Genomic DNA, 19,397 nt, shown 5'->3' on the forward strand with positions numbered 1-19,397 from the left:
AGCGCTCTCGTGCCCTTTCCGATTCAAGCAATGCCTTGCCGGGCTTAGATGCCCAGGCAGAGGTATTTGATTTCCAGGTAATCTTCGATGCCGTACTTGGAGCCTTCACGGCCCAGGCCCGAGGCCTTGATGCCGCCGAACGGCGCGACTTCGTTGGAGATCAGCCCGGTGTTGACGCCGACCATGCCGTATTCCAGGGCTTCAGCCACACGGAACACACGGCCCAGGTCGCGAGCATAGAAGTACGAGGCCAGACCGAACTCGGTGTCGTTGGACATCGCGATCACGTCGGCTTCGTCTTTGAAGCGGAACAGTGGCGCCAATGGACCGAAGGTTTCTTCCTTGGCCACGGCAGCGTTGTTCGGCACGTTGGTCAGGATGGTCGGCTCGAAGAAGTTGCCTTCCATCGGCTTGCCACCGGCCAGTACGGTCGCGCCTTTGCTCAGGGCGTCGGCGATGTGCTCTTGCACCTTGGCCACGGCTTTTTCGTCGATCAGCGGGCCAGTGGTGGTACCGGCTTCCAGACCGTTACCGATCTTCAGCTTGGCGACGGCCACTTTCAGCTTCTCGGCGAATGCGTCGTAGACACCGTCCTGAATGTACAGGCGGTTGGCGCAGACGCAGGTCTGGCCGTTGTTGCGGTATTTGGAAATGATCGCGCCTTCGACGGCCTTATCCAGGTCGGCGTCGTCGAACACAATGAACGGCGCGTTGCCGCCCAGTTCCAGGGACACTTTCTTGATGTCCTTGGCGCATTCGGCCATCAGTTGACGACCGATTTCGGTCGAACCGGTGAAGGACAGCTTGCGTACGATCGGGTTGCTGGTCAGCTCGGTACCGATGTCGCCGGCGCTGCCGGAAACAACGCTGAACACGCCAGCCGGGATGCCTGCACGCTGGGCCAGCTCGGCCAGGGCGAAAGCCGAGAATGGGGTTTGCGAAGCAGGCTTGAGTACCATGGTGCAACCGGCAGCCAGGGCCGGGCCGGCTTTACGGGTGATCATGGCGGCCGGGAAGTTCCACGGGGTGATTGCAGCGGTCACGCCGATTGGCTGCTTGATCACGATCAGGCGCTTGTCTGGCTGGTGGCCCGGAATCACGTCACCGTAGATGCGCTTGGCTTCTTCGGCGAACCACTCGATGAAGGAAGCGGCGTAAACGATTTCACCCTTGGCTTCGGCCAATGGCTTGCCTTGTTCCAGGGTCATCAGGCGAGCCAGGTCGTCCTGGTTCTCGATCATCAGTTCGAACCAGCGACGCAGCTTGGTCGCACGTTCTTTGGCGGTCAGTGCACGCCAGGCCGGCAGCGCCTTGTCAGCGGCTTCGATGGCACGGCGGGTTTCGGCAGCGCCCATCTTCGGCACGGCGCCCAGAATTTCGCCCGTTGCCGGGTTGTTGACCTTGATCGTCTGACCATTGTCGGCATCGACCCACTCGCCATTAATAAAGGCTTGCTGGCGGAACAACTGGGTGTCTTTAAGCTGCATGTCGGCTTTCCTTAACAGCACCGCAATGGATGCGGAGCAAATTATGATTGTAGAAAGGCGCCTCAGTAGGCTGCCGTCAGGGAAATCATTCACCGGGCTGAAGCACATAAATAGCGCACGGATTGGACTCGTGCGGTTCAGCACCCAGACAAGAGCGTTTGAAATCTCAAACGAATCCTAGGATCAAAGGGGGTAAAGGACAATAGGCCGTTCGAAAAAAAGAACGAAAACGCCGCATTTGCCTGTTTTTTCTGATCAACGTAGCAAACGCAGGTTACGCTTGTGAAAACAGCAAGCGATTCAGCAGCATGGACGCCCGCATTGCATATGAGTATCATGGCGCCCGCATTGCACCAGTAGCTCAGCTGGATAGAGTACTGCCCTCCGAAGGCAGGGGTCGTGGGTTCGAATCCCGCCTGGTGCACCATATAGTAGAAACGAGAAAGCCTTAGGCCCGTTGGGTCTGGGGCTTTTTTGTGGGCGGTGCTTCGTCCTGACCGGCGTGTTCGTAGAAGCCATCGCCCAGGCACAGGGCGCTGTTGTCCGGGTCGTAGACGAAGCTCGCCAACAGATAGTCCGAACTCATGTGCTGCTTGAGGTCGGTGAGCACCGGGTTGGTTTCGATCAGGTCTTTGTGCGAGTTGGGGGCAATCGGGTGTCCGGCAGCCCTTGGACACGAGCAATTGTCTGGCCGGATACCGACTTGGCCTGTTCCGTGGCCGTACCGGGTCGAGCGACCACCGACGCCATTAACATGGATGGCGCTCGCGGAGGTGTCGAGACTGACACCCTGTCGAACATCCTGTCCCAAATTCCCAGTGCTGACGGCATTCTGAACGACATCAGCAATCTGGATAGTTCGGCCCTGGGTGACCGGCACCGATTGCTCCCGCTGCGTCAGGCTGATGCTGGTACCACCCATGGTCCAGCTTTGTGGCTGTCGAGCAGGACGTAACCCCCAAGCTATGGCGTGGGAAGCGGACAGCGCGCCAAGGGCTGCGAGGGGGGACATGGGGAAAGCCTTTCTTGGAGTTGTGCATTTTTTATAGTGCCGACGAAACGATTCATCACGCTTAAAAAGCTTACGCCCTAGCCTTCCCAAGCCTATTAAAATTGACCTTATGCAACCTCCGCACGCTTACGTTAGTCTCATAAGGTTTGAACCTCCGGAAAATTGACGGCGATATCATGATGGCATCAAGGTCGCCCGTTAAATGCAGGAGCAAGCACAGACAGATTTGTCTGTCATTTTTGCGCAACGGATCGTATGGAGTTTGAATGCGCGGGCCACTATTACGCAGCGGTAAGAGCGGGTCATTCACTGCCCTCGGCGAAACAGGTCAACCGGTCTACCGGGCAGCCCTGCAACTGCGCGAAGCCATTCGCCGCAAGAACCCCGAGTTGGTCGATCACCTGGCCATCCCTCAAAGCGATGAACTCGGCAACCAGATCGATTGGTACAGTGCCCTCGACGGCGATGTGATTCCGTGGAGCAGCGCGACCGAAGAAGAACGCGCTCCTGCCCGCCGTCAGCTTGAAGCGCTGAAGACTGCGCTCGAAGAATTGAGCCAGCGCTTCCTGAGTACAGACTCCGGCGAACAGCAGCAAGGCGACAAAGCCGTGTTCGGCAAGCTGCTCAAACGCGTGATTCATTTCCCGGACGAAAACTTCGTCTACCTGGTGCAAGGCAAACCGGTGCTGACCTTCTGGGGTTTCGAGCATGCCGGTACCGGCAATAGCGATCCCCTGCACTGCCTCTATCAGGTCCCGCCCGCGTTCACGCTGCCCCCCGTGGCCGAAGCGCCTGTTGTTGCGCCCGTCGTGCCGGTGGTTGCTCGTCCTTGGTGGCGGCGCTGGTGGTGGCTGTTGTTGCTGCCGTTCCTGCTGCTGCTCTTGTGGCTGTTGCTCGGCCTGCGCGGTTGCGTCCCGCTTCCGTTGGTGGCCGTAGACCTGCTGCCCGAGGGCGTCGTACCGGTGGAGAAACACCTGGAAGAGCCACCACTGACCGGCAATGTCACGACGCTCAATGGCGTCCCCGTGACCGGCACCGTCGTAGGCGCCACCAACGGCACCGGCACCGCCGTGACCGGAACACAGGGTGTGGAAACGCCGGCCGTCGAGGATAACGAGGCTGACGGTGCACCCGCCGACTTAACCAAAGACCCAACCAAAGACCCGGCAGCCGAAAACAAAACCGCACCACCTGAAAACAAAACCACGCCGCCGGATGTCACATCGCCCGAAGCAGAAAAATCCGCCGCCGCAAAACCCGGCCCTCCCCTGAGCATCCCGCCAGACGCCGCCGACGGTGCCGCCAAGTTTCTCGACGGTCAGTACAGCGCAGGCGCCGGGATACAGGACCGCCGGACTGGCAAACCGCTGCGCCTGGAATACCAGCTCAAGGACGGTAAGGGCCAAGTCACCGTACACCAGGCCGACGGCTCGAAATGTAGCGGGCCGGTAAGCGCTACTATGAAGGGTGGCAGCCTGGCCATCGACAGCCAAGGCCAGGCCGTTTGCGGCGATGGCAGCACTTACGACATGCCCAAGGTCAACTGCCGCAAAGGGGCGACCACGATCGCGGACTGCACCGGCGGTTACGGAAAAGAACAATTCCCCATGTCCATGCGGCAAGTGGCCGAATAAAAACGGAATAACCCGACATGTTGCCTGAAGTCACTCAATTCGAAGACACCGTCACGCTGGTCAGCGACACCGGCATCCAGTTCATGGATTTCGCCCTGCGCCTGGATCCCCGCAAGGAGCCGGCGGGCGAGTTCGCGCCGATGATCAGCGGGCTGATCTGCCGCCTGGCGTACAACGAAGAGAAAGACTTCTTTTTCTACGAGCCCGAACCGGAAAAGGTCGAAAAAGCCAAACCTGCGTTCAGCGTCGACATGAAAAGCAGCCTCGATTTGCTCGACGGTATCTGGCTGCCGACCCCGTTTTTCCGCTTCATGCCACCGCATCGCTTCGACGAAGGTCCGACCAACTGGTCGCGCATGCGCCTGGTGAAACTGGCGACTCCCGACATCGACGGCAACACCCACCGCCTGACGATGGCGTTCGACAGCCGTGTGATGCCCAAGCGTGACGGCACTGCCTATCTGGCGCCAAACGAAGAAGACATCAGCTCCGGCGTGTCTTTCAAACTGGCGACCAAGGCTAGCGAAACCCGTTGGTTCCTGGCACAGCCGTGGGTCAACGAGTGGTTGCTGGAAGTGTTCAATGAGGGCAATGCCCACCGTTCGCGCGCAGAGTTGGATATCGATATCCGTGCCAACCATCACCTGGCGCACTACCTCAACTTGCTCAGCCTGTTGAGCAAACCGTCAGCCGCTCAGCAATCGAAAGCCCGTGCGAAAGTTGAAATCCCCGAGCTGAAAGTAGTCGCCAACGACAGCAATGGCCTGATCAAACCGATTCCGGTGGACCTGGTGCTGGACGTCGGCAATTCGCGCACCTGCGGCATTCTGATCGAAAACCACGGTCAGGCCGGCTCCGGGCTGAAGCAGAACTACGTGCTGGAACTGCGCGACCTGATCACCCCCGAACACACCTACAACCTGCCGTTCGAAAGCCGCGTGGAATTCGCCCAGGCGTATTTCGGCAAGGACCACTGCTCGGTCAAGAGCGGTCGTCACGATGCGTTCCAGTGGGCGACGATTGCCCGCGTCGGCAATGAGGCCAGTCGTCTGGCCAGTCGTCGTCGCGGTACTGAAGGCTCCACTGGCCTGTCCAGCCCGAAACGTTATCTTTGGGACGAAAACGCCTATGGTCACGGCTGGCGTTTCAACTGCTCGTACATCAAGACAGATAACGAGCCGTATGCCACCGCCGCGCCGTTCTCGCACCTGATCAACGAAACCGGCGAGGCGCTTTACAGCCTCGAAGAAGACGATCGTCTGCCAGTGTTCATGCCGCGTTATTCACGCAGCTCGCTGATGACCTTCATGCTCGCCGAAGTACTGGCCCAGGCGCTCTCGCAAATCAACAGCCCGGCCCAGCGCTCGCGCCAGGGTCACACCCGCGTGCCGCGCCAGCTCAACAGTATTACCCTGACCGTGCCGCCGGGCATGCCGCAGGCCGAGCGCAGCATCCTCAACGAGCGCATGCTCCAAGCCATCGGCCTGGTGTGGAAAAGCCTCGGCTGGCATGCCGGCGAGGAAGATCCACATCAGGATCAGACCGTCAGCCCGCGCACGCCGATCCCGAGCATCCGCGTGGAATGGGACGAAGCGTCCTGCGGCCAGTTGGTGTACCTGTACACCGAGGTCAATGAGAACTTCGCCGGTCACCCGGAAGAGTTTTTTGACACCATCGCCCGGCCGGACAAAGCCGACCGCCAACGCATCACCCTCGCGACCATCGACATCGGCGGTGGCACCACCGACCTGGTGATCACCGACTATCGCCTCGACCGCGCGGGCAATACCGGCAGCGGCAGCAACGTGCACATCGTGCCCGAGCAGCGTTTTCGCGATGGTTTCAAAGTGGCCGGCGACGACATCCTGCTGGACGTGATTCAGGACTTCATCCTGCCGAGTTTCGAAAAAGCCTTGCAGAACGCCGGCGTGAAGGCCCCGAACTCATTGATGTCACGGCTGTGTGGCGATGAATCGGTCAGTGCCCAGGACATGATCCTGCGTCAGCAACTGAACCTCCAGGTGTTTGCCCCACTGGGCCTGGCGCTGCTCAAGGCGTACGAGCATTACGATCCGCAGGTCCCGCAACAAGTCATCCCGCAAAGCTACCGCCAATTGCTCGGTGACAACGCAATCAGCCAGACCGTACTCGACTACGTCAATGTCGCCGTGCGTCGCGATGTCGGCGCACAGAGCGGTTTCGACCTGTATGCCGCGCCGATCAGCTTCGACCTGCAAAAGCTCCACGCCGCGTTCCTCAACGACCAGATCAACATCACCAAGATCCTGGGCGCGTTGTGTGAAGTGGTCGCGCATTACCCGTGTGATGTCTTGCTGCTGACCGGCCGCCCTTCGCGTCTGCCCGGCATCCAGGCGTTCATTCGCAAGGTGTTGCCACTGCCACCGGGACGCATTCTGGCGCTGCAAAACTACCGCACCGGCGGCTGGTATCCGTTTCACAGGAACGGCCGGATCGACGACCCGAAAAGCACCGCCTCTGTGGGCGCCATGCTTTGCCTGTTGTGCGCCAACCACAGCGTTCCAAACTTTTACTTCCGGGCATCGGCGCTCAAGCCGTATTCGACGGTCAAGCACATCGGCGTCATCGACCTGAACAACGTGATCAAGGATGCCGACGTGCTGTACCGCGACATCCAGTCCGAAGACTACAAAATCAAGCTGCCGGAAATCGGCGTTGGCGACGCCGCCGACACGCCACAGCTGGAAATGCGCGGCGATCTGCGCCTCGGTTTCCGCCAGTTGGCCACTGAACGCTGGGCCGCTTCGCCGTTGTATACCTTGCGGTTCACCAAGGCGGGTCGGGAGAAGTTTTCCCGGGCAATCGGTGAAAACGGCAGCGCGCCGCTGCTCAAGGTGCGGTTCGAGGTCAAACCGGCGGACAAATACACGCGCAAGCAGGATCTGGTCAGCGACCGCCTCTCGGTTCGCGACATCGAATCCAACAGTAACAACGTCAACTTCAACCCGCGCAGCGACCTCGAGCTGGAACTCAACACCATGCTCGACGCCGGCCTGAGCGAGACCAAGTACTGGCTCGACAGTGGAAGTGTGAAACGCAAATGAATGACCTGACCCCCGATCAAACTCAGCTCTCTGCCAGTTGGGCCGCTGTTTATGAAGGCGCCGGTCAGGCGCTGGACTGGATTGGCCAGACACGCGTCAATGCACCGCGCCTGGACAGCGAAGCCGACAACCTGAACATCCGCCTGCACCGTGCCCGCAACCTGGCCAAAAGCCTCGGTCGCGTGGCCTGCACGCCGATGACCATTGGCTTTTTCGGCTTGTCCCAGGCGGGTAAGTCCTACCTGATTTCGGCCCTCGCCGCCGGTCAGAACGGCAAGCTGGAAACCGAGTTCGGCGACCAGCGCCTGGACTTCATCAAGCACATCAACCCGGTGGGTGGTGGCAAGGAAGCCACTGGCCTGGTAACGCGCTTCAGCCGTCGGGCGAAGGAAAGTCAGGACAAGGACTTCCCGGTAGAACTCACGCTGTTCAAGGAAATCGAGCTGGCGAAGATTCTCGCCAACGCCTGGTTCAAGGATTTCGACCTTGAACGGATTTCCTACGAGATCGACGAAGAGCGCATCCAGCGCGTGCTCAAACCGTTCGAAGGCCGCGAAACCGGACCGTTGCAAACGGGGGTCAACGCCGACGATCTGGTTTCGCTGTGGGATTACCTGCGCGACAACTTCCGCAACTCGGTGAAGAAACTTGAGCACCTGTACTGGCCCAAAGCGTTGCAATTGGCGCCACGCCTGAATTACCAGGAACGGGCCGAGCTGTTTTCAATTCTCTGGGGTGAGCAAAGCGAGTTGACGCGCGTGTACCAGCAACTGGCCGGCGCGCTGCACAAGCTGGGTCTGCCCGAGACCGTGTTCGCACCGTTGAAGGCCTTGGTGAGTTTCGACAACGACACCTACAGCCAGCGCGACAGCATCATGAACGTCGACATCCTCGAACGCTTCGGTAGCCCGCTGGACTTGCCGATCGATGTTCGACCGCTGGTGGGCGATCGCCTGCAAAACAGCCAGGCCATTGCGGTCGCGCAACTGGCGGCACTGACCGCCGAAATGACCTTCCGCCTGATCGAAGCGCCGGTAGATGACATCGTCAATCAGGTCGACCTGCTGGACTTCCCCGGTTATCGCGGGCGCCAGAAACTGCACGAGATCGCCGATTCCAACGACCCGCAGTCCACCGCCAAGGACAACTCCGTTTCCCAGCTGATCCTGCGCGGCAAGGTCGCCTACCTGTTCGAACGCTACACCGACAACCAGGAAATGAACGCACTGGTGGTCTGCACAAGCTCGACCAAGCAAAGCGACGTCAACGATGTGGGCCCGGTGCTGACCCGCTGGATCGAAAAAACCCAGGGCGCCGACTCGGCCGCTCGCAGCAAGCGCGATACCGGCCTGATCTGGGCGCTGACCATGCTTGACCTGCGCATTACCAACTCCCTGAGCCTGACACCTGATCAGTACGACGAGAGCTGGAACGGCATGGTCAAGTTGACCATGCTGGAGCGTTTCGGCAGCCTGAGCTGGATGAACGACTGGGCCGGCACGCCGTTCCAGAACACCTATCTGGTGCGCAAACCGCGTATGGACGCGGCGTTCATCGGGCAAGACGCAACCGGTGCGGAAACCGGTCTCAATGCCCTCTATCAGGAGCGTGTCAGCGCGCTGGGCACCAGCTTCGCCAGCAACGCCCTGGTGTGCAAACACATCAAGGACCCGGCCAACGCCTGGACAGAAATGCTGCGCAACGATGACGGTGGCATCAGCCACTTCAGCGGCAGTTTCAAAGGCGTGGCCAATATCGAATTCAAATTGCAGCGTATCCGCGAGCAATTGAGCGAATGCCTCGAAGGCCTGACCACTCACGGCCTGAGCACCTGGTACCACGCTGACGACGACAGCGCCGCAGCCGCCAAGAAAGCCAAGGCGCAAATGATTTTGACAGGCCTGGGCCGTCGCCCGGCGGTACTTGGCGAATTGATCGATCAACTCGACATGCCGAGCGAAGAGGTGCGCGACCTGTACCTCAGCGGGGTGTACGAAACTGATGACGAGCCCGCCGTAACCGACGAACCGGTCGCCCCGACGCCAAGCCAGAGCCTATACGGCAACGACGCCGGTTTTGACTTCGATTTCGGTGACGACCTGAGCCCCGACAGCACGCCGGCGAGTAACAAAATCGGCACCCCGGCGCCCGAACTGCAAAGCAATGAGCATCGTTTCGCCAAAGCAGCCTTCAAGGCCTGGATCGCCCACCTGCGTGAACTGACCACCCGGCAAAGCCTGCTCAACCTGCTGGGGCTGGAAAAGGCCTTGCTGGAAGCGGTAGTCGATGAACTGATCACCGCCGGCTATCGCCAGGACTTGCCGGGGCAACTGAGCCGCGCCGTCCTCAAGCGAGCACAAAGTGGCGCGCGGCGCGATCAACTGGTCGAACGCCAGGTACTGGAAGTGCAGCGCGTGCTGCGCGATTTCGTGTCCTGGTTCGGCTACCTCCAGAAACCGGTGAACGAGCGCCCGAACAGCCGCACCGGAGCCAAGGCGCCTTTGTTTTCGTTCTACACCGACATTGGCCCGGGACAAGTGCCCGAACTGCCGGCGCAACCGTCGAATCAGGCGCAACGGTACCTGGGCGACTGGCTCTCGGGCCTGGCCTACATCACGCAGGACAATGCCGGCCATGGTGCCGGACGTGAAATAACCCCTGAACAGAACGAACGGCTGGGCCAAGTGCTCACAGCCTTTGCAGCGAGATAAGCAATGCCAATTCGTGTCGACCTGCTCGCGTTAGAGCCCAATGTGCCTGGCCAGGCCCGCCTCACTGTGAAGAAGTGGCAGGGTAGCGAGGAACAGCTGGAGTTTTCCATTCAGCGCAACCAGGACGGTTTTTACCTCCAGGACCACAAGGCGTGGAGCAACAATCCATTCTGGTTCAAGGTCTCGCGTTTCAACCTCACCACCAACGGCGAAGCGTTGGAAACGCAGGTCGGCCCGAGCGTGATCGACCCCCTGCTGGAAGGCAGTGCCAACTCGCAATTCCAAATCGAACTGCGCGAACAGAGCCAGGGCCACACTGACAAAGGCGTGGTTCGACCAGGCGTCGGCTTGCTGCCGTCCACGGCCGGCGGCCAGACACGCTCGACTTACGGCGGTGCCGAACTGACGACGCCGAGCGAACCTGCACCGGAGGTTCCGGAGATCCCGGATCTACCTGAATTGACCCTGTCCACCATCGAGCCAGAAGTGGAATTGGAGTCGGTACTCACCGAGCCTGCCTACACACCGCCTCCGGCACCGGTGAAGAAAAGCAACAAAGGCCTGATCGGACTATTGATTGTGGTGTTGCTGCTGGCGGCAGGCGCAGGATTCTGGTTCTACAAACGTCCCCCGGCCCCTGCAGTTGCAGCCACTGCCGCCGCACCAGCCGGCGCCGACGCTCAAGCCTGCACCCTCGACAGCATGAACAGCCTACCCGAGTTGACCTTCGTCCAGACCTGCATCAAGGCAGCACCCGACAGTGCCAAGTTGCTGGAAATCATTAACCAGGCCAAGGCTGGCAAACACTGCGGCGTTGCCCAGCGCCTGTACGCCAACCGTGCCCAGGCCGGTGACGCGCTGATCGCCAACGCCTATGCCCGTGAATACGACCCTAAATACCTGAAGGCCAGCGAGTGCTTCCCGGCCGCGGACAACGCCACCGCCGCCTACTGGTATGAAACCATCCTCACCCAGGACCCGAACAACGCCGAAGCCAAGCAGCGCTTCGAGGAGTTGCAGAAGTGATGCGTTCGCCCCTGAGTCGATTCCTGCTGAGCGGTGCCGCCTTGCTCGCGCTGTGCATCAGCCCGCTGTCCCAGGCCGATGACAAACCGCTGATTCAGGCTGGTAAAAAAACCCTGTTCCAGCGCGTGCTGACCACGCCCGGCTGCAAAATCAGCCCGACGGCGGGCGGTGCCGAAGGTGACGCACAACCGGTCTTCAGCCGCTTCTATGTGTACGAGCGCGCCCAGGCAAACAACGCCGAGTGGCTGAAAGTCGGCCCCGACAGCTACGGCAAAACCATTGGCTGGCTGCCTGCCAGCTGCACCACCGACTGGAAGATGCAACTGACGCTGGCCTTCACCAACCCGGCCAACCGCGACCGGCTGCTGTTCTTCAAGGACCGCGCCACCGTCGAAGGCATCCTTGATGCGCCGGACCCGGTCAGCAAAGTCGCGCCGCTGCGGGCCACGCTGAAAAAGGGCCAGCAGGCACCGGGCGTACTGGCTGAAGAACCGGAATACTTCGTCGACCTGCAAAAGCAGTTCTACCTGCTGCCGGTGCTCAGTGGCGAAGAAGTCATGACCGAAAGCGGTTTCCGCACGCGTCTGCTCAACGTCGCCTCCGTCAGCAAGCCGGATGACAAGAACGCCAAGGGCGCAGCTGCCAACAGCGCTACCGGCAGCAAGGAGGCCGAGGAGAAAAAGGCCAACCAGCTGAAGGAATTCAGTGCGGCCGTGGTATTTGTCATCGACTCGACGATTTCGATGGACCCCTACATCGACCGCACCCGCGAGGCGATCCGCAAGGTATATCAGAAGATCGAAGCGCAGAATCTTGGCAAGCAGGTCAAGTTCGGCCTGGTGGCTTTCCGCTCCAACACCCAGGCGGTACCAGGGCTGGAATACACCACCAAGATGTACGCCGACCCGACTCAGGTGAAAGACAGCGCCGACTTTTTCGCCAAGATCGCTGACCTCAAACAGGCCACCGTGTCGAGCAGCAGCTTCGATGAAGACTCGTTTGCCGGCGTCATGGAGAGCATCGACAAGGTCGACTGGAGCCAGTTCGGCGCACGCTACGTGGTGCTGATCACCGATGCGGGCGCCATCGAAGGCGACGACAAGCTGTCGAAGACCGGTTTGAGCGCCGCGCAGGTGCGTATCGAAGCCGCCAACCCGGGCGTGGCGATTTACACCTTGCACCTGAAAACCCCGGCCGGGGCCAAGGACCACGCCAAGGCCGAGGCGCAGTACCAGAACCTGTCGACCTACCCGGGTACCAACACCTCGCTGTACTACCCGGTGAACGCTGGCGACGTGCAGGAATTCGGTCGAAAGGTCGACGCACTGGCCGGGGCGATCACTACACAGGTCAAAGCCGCCTATATGGGAGAAGACGCCATCGGCAGTGCGGCGAACGCCAAACAGGACCCGGCCGAGAAAAAGATGCTCGAAGACGCGGCGCTGATCGGCCACGCCATGCAACTCGCCTATCTCGGCGAGAAGACCAACAGCAAAGCCCCGCCAGTATTCAAGGCATGGATCACCGACCGCGACCTGATCAAGCAGAACATCCCGACCACCGACGTGCGGGTGCTGCTGACCAAGTCACAGCTCAGCGACTTGAGCGACGTGATGAAGCAGATTCTCGATGCCGCCAACGAAGGCCTGATTTCGCCGACGGAAATGTTCGATCGCCTGCGTTCGGTGGCGGCGACCATGGGCGCCGATCCCAATCAGCTCAAACAGAACAGCAAGGCCAAACTGGCGGACATGGGCGTCCTCGGCGAATACCTCGAAGACCTGCCCTATCAGAGTGAAGTGCTGAACCTGGATGAAGAGACCTGGAAGAGCTGGGATGGTCTGGCACAAGAGAAATTCATCCGCACGCTGAACACCAAACTGCGGCATTACCAGCGTTACAACGCCGATGTAGACCGTTGGGTCGCTTTAGCCAAAGACAGCGATGCGCGGGACAACGTCTACCCCGTGCCACTGGAAATGATGCCTTAAAGAGACGCAGATGCTCGATATCAAGAACCTGCTGGTGCGCCGTGGTGAAGGCGCACACGCCCATAACGTGCGGCTGCCGCACTTGCAGGTCGGCGCCGGGGAAATCCTCGCCATCACCGGCGAGAGCGGCAGCGGCAAAAGCACGTTGCTCGAAGCCATCGGCCTGTTGCTCGCGCCGGTGGAACTCGAGCGCTTTCGGCTGGGCCCGACGCACGCTCAGGATATCGCCCAACTGCTGGCCACTGACGACCAGCCGGCGCTCGCAGCGGTGCGTTCACGGCACTTGGGATTCATTTTGCAGAGCGGCGGCTTGCTGCCGTTCCTGAGTGTGCGTGACAACATCAGCCTGCCGCGCCGTTTGCTCGGGATGCCTGCAAAAAGCGATCACATCGACCACGCCGTTGACGTATTGCGCCTGCAAGGGTTGCTGGATAAACAACCTCAGGCCCTGTCGATCGGCGAACGCCAGCGCGTTGCTTGCGTGCGGGCAATTGCCCATGAACCGCTGCTGCTGTTGGCCGACGAGCCGACCGCCGCGCTCGACCCTCACGGTGCCCGGCGCTTGTTCGAGTTGCTCCTGAGCCTGGTGTCGAGCATGGGCCTGAGTGCGCTCGTTGTGTCCCATGACTGGGTTTTGTTGAAGGATTTCGGCTTGCCGCGACTCGGCGCTATCAGCCATCAGGGGGAGACTCTGTTTGAACCGATGGACTGATCGCTTGCGCCTGCTGGGCTCACTGGCGCTGCGAGACCTCTGGCACGACCGCAAGGTCTCGCTGTGCATCGCCGCCTCCCTGGTGGCGGTGATCGCGCCGTTGTTGTTGCTGTTCGGGCTCAAACACGGGGTGGTCAGCCAACTGCAGGACGAACTGCTGCGCGACCCGCGCAACCTTGAAGTGAAAATGCTCAGCAACGGCAACTACGACACGGCCTGGATCGAGCGTTTGCGCCAGCGCCCCGAGACCGGTTTTGCCCTCGGCCAGACCCGCTCGCTCAATACCCAGGCTGACCTGCTGATGGGCATGCAACGGTTTGTCGAAGGTGCGGAAATCATCGCCACCGAATCGGGCGACCCACAACTGAACCTGGCGTCACTCAACCCCGTCGGCAATCAAGTGATCCTCAGCGCCAGCGCAGCGCAACGCTTGCAGGCCAAGGCCGGCGACAGCGTGCAGCTGCGGGCCTTGCGACGTCTGGAAGGTGTCAATGAACGCGGCGAGATGACGCTGACGGTACTGGCCGTGCTCGACGGTGCCCGCTTCGGTCGCGCTGCCGGGTTTGTCGCCCCGCCGCTGCTGCTGGATCTGGAGCGCTTTCGCGACGGTTATCAGGTCAGTGAGTTCGGTGTGATCACCGGCAAGCCTCCGGGTAATCTACAACCGCTGTACGCCCGCGCCCGCGTGTATGCGCGTGACATCGATCAGGTCGCGCCGCTGGAACACTGGCTCAACGAACAACACATCGAAACGTCGAGCCGACTGGCCGACATCGACAACGTCAAAGCCATCAACCACGTGCTGGGGCTGATCTTCGGTGTGATCGCCATGGCGGCGCTGATCGGCTGTGTGGCGTCGATGGTCGGCGCGTTCCTGGCCAACATTGATCGCAAACGCAAAAGCCTGGCGGTCTTGCGTCTGCTGGGTTTCAAACGCAGGGCCGTAGGCGGTTTCGTGGTCCTGCAAGCGCTATTGCTGAGCCTGGTTGGCTACGTTGGCGGCCTGGGGTTTTATGCCGTGGGCAGTCATTTGTTCAACTACCTGCTCGGCAGCAGCCAGGCCACCGGCACCTTCGTTTGCCACATCACTGTTTGGCATGGCCTGGCCGCCCTGCTCCTGACCTTTTTGGTCGCTGCACTGGTGGCCGCGATCGGCGCCTTGCGAGCCATCAACATCCAACCTGCGGAGAGTCTGCGTGAGCTATAAACGTTTTGGCTTGCTGTTACCCCTGAGCCTCGGCTACTTGCTCGACGCCTCGGCGGCGGGCTGGGAAGAGAAGTATTACAACCCGATGCCCGTGGCTGGCGACGTCGTGCTGCCGATGCCCTGCGAAGGCTCGATGGTGTTCCGCAAGGTGTTTATTCCGGTCGCCGGTCCGCTGGATGACTACCCAATCAACATCGGTCAGGACGGCGCGGAATACGGCTATGTCGAACAGACCCGTCCAACCTTTATCGCCGGCAGTTTCACCGGGGCCAAGAACGACAAATCCCGCTACTACCTGATGGCCAAGTACGAGATGAGTCAACTGCAATACGCCGCACTGACCGAAGCAACCTGCCCCACCGCCACCACCAATATGCGCTTGCCGCAAACGGCGGTGAGCTGGGTGCAAGCCATCGAAGCCGCCGACAAGTACAACCTGTGGCTGCGCAAAAACGCCACCGGCAAGCTGCCCAAGGAAGACGGGGCGCAAGGCTTCCTGCGCCTGCCGACCGAAGTCGAGTGGGAGTTCGCCGCGCGCGGCGGGCTGGAAGTCGGTGCCGCTGAATTCCGCGACACGCACTACCCGATGCCAGAAGGCATCAACGCCTACGAGTGGTTCGCCGGGGCGCAATCGTCCAACGGCAAAGTGCAATTGACGGGTCTGCAAAAGCCCAATCCGCTGGGCCTGCATGACATGCTCGGTAACGTCGACGAAATGATGTTTGAGCCGTTTCGCCTGAACAAACTCGACCGCCAGCACGGTCAGGCCGGCGGTTACGTCGTCCGTGGCGGCAACTACCTGACCGCGCAGGCCGACCTGCGTACGGCATTGCGTAAGGAGGAGCCGTATTACAACGCCGAAGGCCAGGTAAAAAACAAAACCACCGGCCTGCGACTGGTGCTGGTCTCCCCGACCCTCACCTCTCGCGAACGGGTCGCCAGCATCGAAAGCAGCTGGAAGAAACTCGGCACCGGCAGCAAGGAAACCGAATCCGCCGACAAAGGCACCGTACAATCCCTGAACAGCCTCGCTTCAGGCGTCGAAGACAAAGCGCTCAAGGAAAAACTCCAGGCCCTGGAGAACCAACTGCGCGCCAGTAACCAGCAGCAGGAAGAAACCCGCGACCAGGCGATCCGCGCCAGCCTCAACCTGGGTGCGTTCCTGTGCACCAAGATGCTCGACGACGGCCAGTACGTGGACTTCCTGCAAAAGAACTACAAGCTCAACTGCGAAAGCGCAGACAAAGATGCCAGTTGCGACATGCGTAAAGGCAAGCTCGACGAGCAAAAGGATCGCCTGCACAAACTCAGCCGTTACTACGCCAGCAGCCTGGTGGAATCGGCTACCTTGTACGGCCAGCCACTGCTTGAAACGCAAGTCCCGGTGATGGAAGAAATCATCACCCGCAACAAACAACTGCAAGACCTCAAACCTTACTTGCGCACCCACTGGGCCAATCAGAAGGCGTTCCTGCAAAAGCAGAAAATCGACACTGAAGCCTGGCTGACCAGCTGCAAAACCGTCACTCAATAACAATGCGTCAACACCGTTACGTAGGAGTTTCACCATGTCGCGCAGCCTTTGGACTCGCTTCAAGCTACAGATCGCTTTCGTAGTCGCCAGCAGCCTGCTAATGAGCGGTTGCGCCAACACTGGCAGCTCCATGCTGGGCGAAGGCGAAAGCGAAGGCGGCGGTGCCGACCCGCGCCTGACCCAGGGCAATGACGCAGAGTTCTTCAGCAAGTCCGGTTACCAGGCCTGCGCCGTCGGCGCCGGTGTCGGCATCCTCGCTTGCGCACTGTCTAACAGCAACAACAAAACCGTGTGCGTCATCGCCGCCGGTATTACCGCGTGTGGCGTGGCCATGGGCGCGAACTATTACCTGGATCAACGTCGCGCCGAATACGCCGACACCACCACCCGCCTGGCGAAGATGAACAGCGACGTCGAACAAGACACGCAGAACGTGATCGCCCGGACTGCGACCGCTCAGCAAGTGATCAATGATGACCATGCGCAAATTGCCCAGATCAAAAAGGACATTGCCAACAAGAAAGTCGACAGGAGCAGGGCTCAGGCGCAAATCGCCGGGATCGATTCGGACATCGCGCGACTGCGTAAAGACCTGGCCAACATGCGTACCAAAGTCACCGAGTACAGCAAAGTGGCGGACGCCGAGCGTTCACAAGGCTCCAGCGCCGAGATCAGGCAAGTGGAGATGAACATTCAAAGAATGAACCAGAAAGTCGCCAGCCTGCAGAAGGAAGTCGACGCTCTGTACAGCCAACGCTCCGCAATCACCCTGGGTTAAGCCTATGACGCCAAGACAACTGATGCTCATCACTGCCGTCCTGGCCCTGAGCGGTTGCGCGAGCCAGCCCGGCGAATGCGATGCGACCAATCGCGACAGCAGCATGCTGACCAAGATGAACTGCGACTACTCCGGTGGTTACAGCGATCAGGTCAAGCAGAAGGAACTGGCACTGAGCGAGTCCCGGCAGCAAAACGCAATGTTCCGCCAGGTGTACGAGAACATTCAGGCCCAGCAGCTCAGCACCAAGACCGATCTGGCCAGCCAGCAGAAAGCCCAGGCGGCGTTGAATCAGTCGCTGGCGCAACTGCTGACCTCGCTCAAGGCCCGGCGTGGCAATGAAGCCCAGGTGCAGAAGCAGATTGCCGACCTCGAGAAACAGCTCAAGGCTTCGCAAGCGGCGCCAACGACCAAATCAACGCCCGCGACGCTGGCGGCCAAGCAGCAAGAGCTGAAAACATTGCAGAAGAAGGTCAACCAGCTGCAATTCAGCCTCGGCTACGAAGAGTAACTTTTCACCCTGCAAGCATCCCGATGGATGCCTGCACTTTTTCAGGAATCGTCGTCATGCAGCGGGTCATCAGGGATGCGCAAGCCACATCGGAGGGGATGAGTGCGCTGCAAGCCAAAGTCGCCCTCATCCAGAAACACTTTCCGCCGACCGTCGCCAGCCTGTTTGCCATCCCGCGGATGGGCAGCGGCGACGTGATGGAGTGGTGGACCGAACTGGGTGGCCAACCCACGCCTTATGCCGATCTCAATGAGGACGCGCGACGACGTTTGCTGGAAACCTATGAAGTGCGTCAGACGTCCCTCGGACAGCTGGCGGATGAACTGCAAAAACGCGGTCAATCGACAGAAGCGGATGACCTGCGCAGCCTGCTTGGCACGCCTGAGCTGGACAAACTCTACAGCCTCAACGGTGAGCCTTTGGTGGTGCGCTGGAACCAGCGTCCGCCCAAACCGATCGTGCCGCCGGTGGTGCCGGTCGCGCCCGTGCTGCCGCCGTCGCGTCGAGGCTGGTGGATCGCGGCGGCCTTGCTCGCGCTGCTGTTGCTGCTCCTGGCGCTCTGGCTCTGGTGGTTCCTGCACCGTGAGCCGGTTGTCGTGGCGCCACCTGTGGCACCTGTGGCGCCGGTGGTTGCGCCGGTTGAGAAACCGGTTGAGCCTGCCCCCGCGCCTGTCGTGGAGCCGGAACCGAAACCTGTTCCGGCACCCGAACCCAAGCCAGAACCGGTACCGGAGCCCAAGCCGGTCCCGCCACCAAAACCGGCACCGGCACCGGCACCTGAACCCAAGCCGACTCCGCCACCCAAACCGGCTCCACCACCAAAACCGGTAGTGGCTGCCCCGCCACCAACCCCGACATTGGACAACTTCGCATGCCGCAAAACAGCGCCGAAGTCAGAGGTTCCGCAGTTCGTGGTGGTGCTCGACACTTCGGGCTCCATGGATTTGAACATCAAGTCAGTGAAAGCCGACGAGGACTGGTTCTACGGTCCTGACATCAACAAACTCCTGGACCCGAACCGCACCATGCGGCTTACCGCCAGACCCAGCCGCATGGACATCGCCAAGGACTCGCTGGCCGGCATGATCAACGGGCTGGACCCGAAGATCGACACACGCCTGATCACCTTCGCCGGCTGCGAAAGAACACCGGACCAGGGTCTGTTCAAGTTCGGCGACCGCCCGCGGTTGATCAACGGAATTCGAGGTCTGGTTCCCGACGACGGAACACCGCTGGCCGACAGCCTGGCCCACGCGGCGAGTACCGTCGACGGGCGCAATAACGATGCGGTTATCGTGATGTTCGTCGACGGTGAAGACGGTTGCGGGCAGGACGTTTGCGCGGTATCCCGTCGAATCGCCAGGGAACAACCGCGCCTGCGGGTCAACGTGGTGAAAATCGGTGCTGGCGGCCCGTCACGCTGTATCGCTGAAAACACCGGAGGTCGGGTTTACAACAGCACCAATGCGGCTGAGTTGGGCAACCTGTTGAAACAGGCGAGCAAGGAAGTATCCAGCAGTACCAAGTGCGACTAACTTGGGATTGATCCTGAATTGAGCTGGCCCTATTCGCGAGCAGGCTCGCTCCCACAGGGTTTGTGTCGATCATAAATGCAAGTGTGGGAGCTCACTTAACCGAGAGGCACTTAGAGTCATTTGCGACCGACCGAGATTCCTGTACCGCATTGCCCTCCAAAGTAGGGGGCGTGGGT

13 protein-coding genes and 1 tRNA gene are annotated in these 19,397 nt (G+C 60.4%); 12 read left to right on the forward strand and 2 right to left on the reverse strand.

The window, feature by feature from the left end:
• Window positions 1-44: 44 nt before the first annotated feature.
• Window positions 45-1,487: an NADP-dependent succinate-semialdehyde dehydrogenase gene (gene gabD / locus BJ917_RS18070; RefSeq protein WP_121103989.1), complete on the reverse strand. Its 1,443-nt coding sequence runs from the start codon at window positions 1,485-1,487 to the stop codon at window positions 45-47.
• Window positions 1,488-1,837: 350 nt separating this feature from the next.
• Between gabD and BJ917_RS18080 the strand changes: the two genes are divergently transcribed.
• Window positions 1,838-1,914, forward strand: a tRNA-Arg gene (locus BJ917_RS18080).
• Window positions 1,915-1,935: 21 nt separating this feature from the next.
• Here the strand turns inward: BJ917_RS18080 and BJ917_RS18085 are convergent.
• On the reverse strand, window positions 1,936-2,499 hold the full coding sequence (locus BJ917_RS18085) for a hypothetical protein (protein WP_147432579.1): 564 nt from the start codon (window positions 2,497-2,499) through the stop codon (window positions 1,936-1,938).
• 266 nt (window positions 2,500-2,765) lie between these two features.
• On the opposite strand from BJ917_RS18085, the gene BJ917_RS18090 reads away from it, so the two are divergent.
• From BJ917_RS18090 to BJ917_RS18140, 11 genes are read left to right on the forward strand one after another with little or no spacing between them, the layout of a single operon-like run.
• Window positions 2,766-4,133 (forward strand): SrfA family protein, encoded by a 1,368-nt coding sequence (locus BJ917_RS18090; RefSeq protein ID WP_121103991.1) that lies wholly within the window; start codon window positions 2,766-2,768, stop codon window positions 4,131-4,133.
• Between the two features lie 17 nt (window positions 4,134-4,150).
• A complete protein-coding gene (locus BJ917_RS18095) occupies window positions 4,151-7,216 on the forward strand; it encodes a virulence factor SrfB (protein WP_121103992.1) in 3,066 nt (1,021 codons plus the stop codon).
• Window positions 7,213-9,927: a putative virulence factor gene (locus BJ917_RS18100; RefSeq protein WP_121103993.1), complete on the forward strand. Its 2,715-nt coding sequence runs from the start codon at window positions 7,213-7,215 to the stop codon at window positions 9,925-9,927. The genes BJ917_RS18095 and BJ917_RS18100 overlap by 4 nt, the downstream gene beginning before the upstream one ends.
• 3 nt (window positions 9,928-9,930) lie before the next feature.
• Window positions 9,931-10,953: a hypothetical protein gene (locus tag BJ917_RS18105; protein ID WP_121103994.1), complete on the forward strand. Its 1,023-nt coding sequence runs from the start codon at window positions 9,931-9,933 to the stop codon at window positions 10,951-10,953.
• Window positions 10,953-12,944, forward strand: coding sequence for a vWA domain-containing protein (locus BJ917_RS18110; protein ID WP_177435597.1), 1,992 nt, complete (start codon window positions 10,953-10,955; stop codon window positions 12,942-12,944). The genes BJ917_RS18105 and BJ917_RS18110 overlap by 1 nt, the downstream gene beginning before the upstream one ends.
• A 10-nt stretch (window positions 12,945-12,954) precedes the next feature.
• Window positions 12,955-13,656 carry an ABC transporter ATP-binding protein gene (locus tag BJ917_RS18115; protein WP_096513974.1) on the forward strand — a complete coding sequence of 234 codons (702 nt, stop codon included), beginning with the start codon at window positions 12,955-12,957 and terminating at the stop codon, window positions 13,654-13,656.
• Entirely contained in the window at window positions 13,640-14,863 is a 1,224-nt protein-coding gene (locus BJ917_RS18120; RefSeq protein WP_096513975.1) for an ABC transporter permease, read from the forward strand. Before BJ917_RS18115 ends, BJ917_RS18120 begins: the two co-directional genes overlap by 17 nt.
• Window positions 14,853-16,397: an SUMF1/EgtB/PvdO family nonheme iron enzyme gene (locus BJ917_RS18125; protein ID WP_096513976.1), complete on the forward strand. Its 1,545-nt coding sequence runs from the start codon at window positions 14,853-14,855 to the stop codon at window positions 16,395-16,397. Before BJ917_RS18120 ends, BJ917_RS18125 begins: the two co-directional genes overlap by 11 nt.
• Window positions 16,398-16,431: 34 nt before the next feature.
• Window positions 16,432-17,175 (forward strand): hypothetical protein, encoded by a 744-nt coding sequence (locus tag BJ917_RS18130; protein ID WP_121103995.1) that lies wholly within the window; start codon window positions 16,432-16,434, stop codon window positions 17,173-17,175.
• A 4-nt stretch (window positions 17,176-17,179) separates the two neighbouring features.
• Window positions 17,180-17,686: a hypothetical protein gene (locus BJ917_RS18135; RefSeq protein ID WP_096513978.1), complete on the forward strand. Its 507-nt coding sequence runs from the start codon at window positions 17,180-17,182 to the stop codon at window positions 17,684-17,686.
• Window positions 17,687-17,742: 56 nt separating this feature from the next.
• Entirely contained in the window at window positions 17,743-19,221 is a 1,479-nt protein-coding gene (locus tag BJ917_RS18140) for a VWA domain-containing protein (protein ID WP_121103996.1), read from the forward strand.
• Window positions 19,222-19,397 lie beyond the last annotated feature (176 nt).

The organism is Pseudomonas sp. WPR_5_2 (assembly GCF_003634475.1).
Classification (GTDB): domain Bacteria; phylum Pseudomonadota; class Gammaproteobacteria; order Pseudomonadales; family Pseudomonadaceae; genus Aquipseudomonas; species Aquipseudomonas izuensis.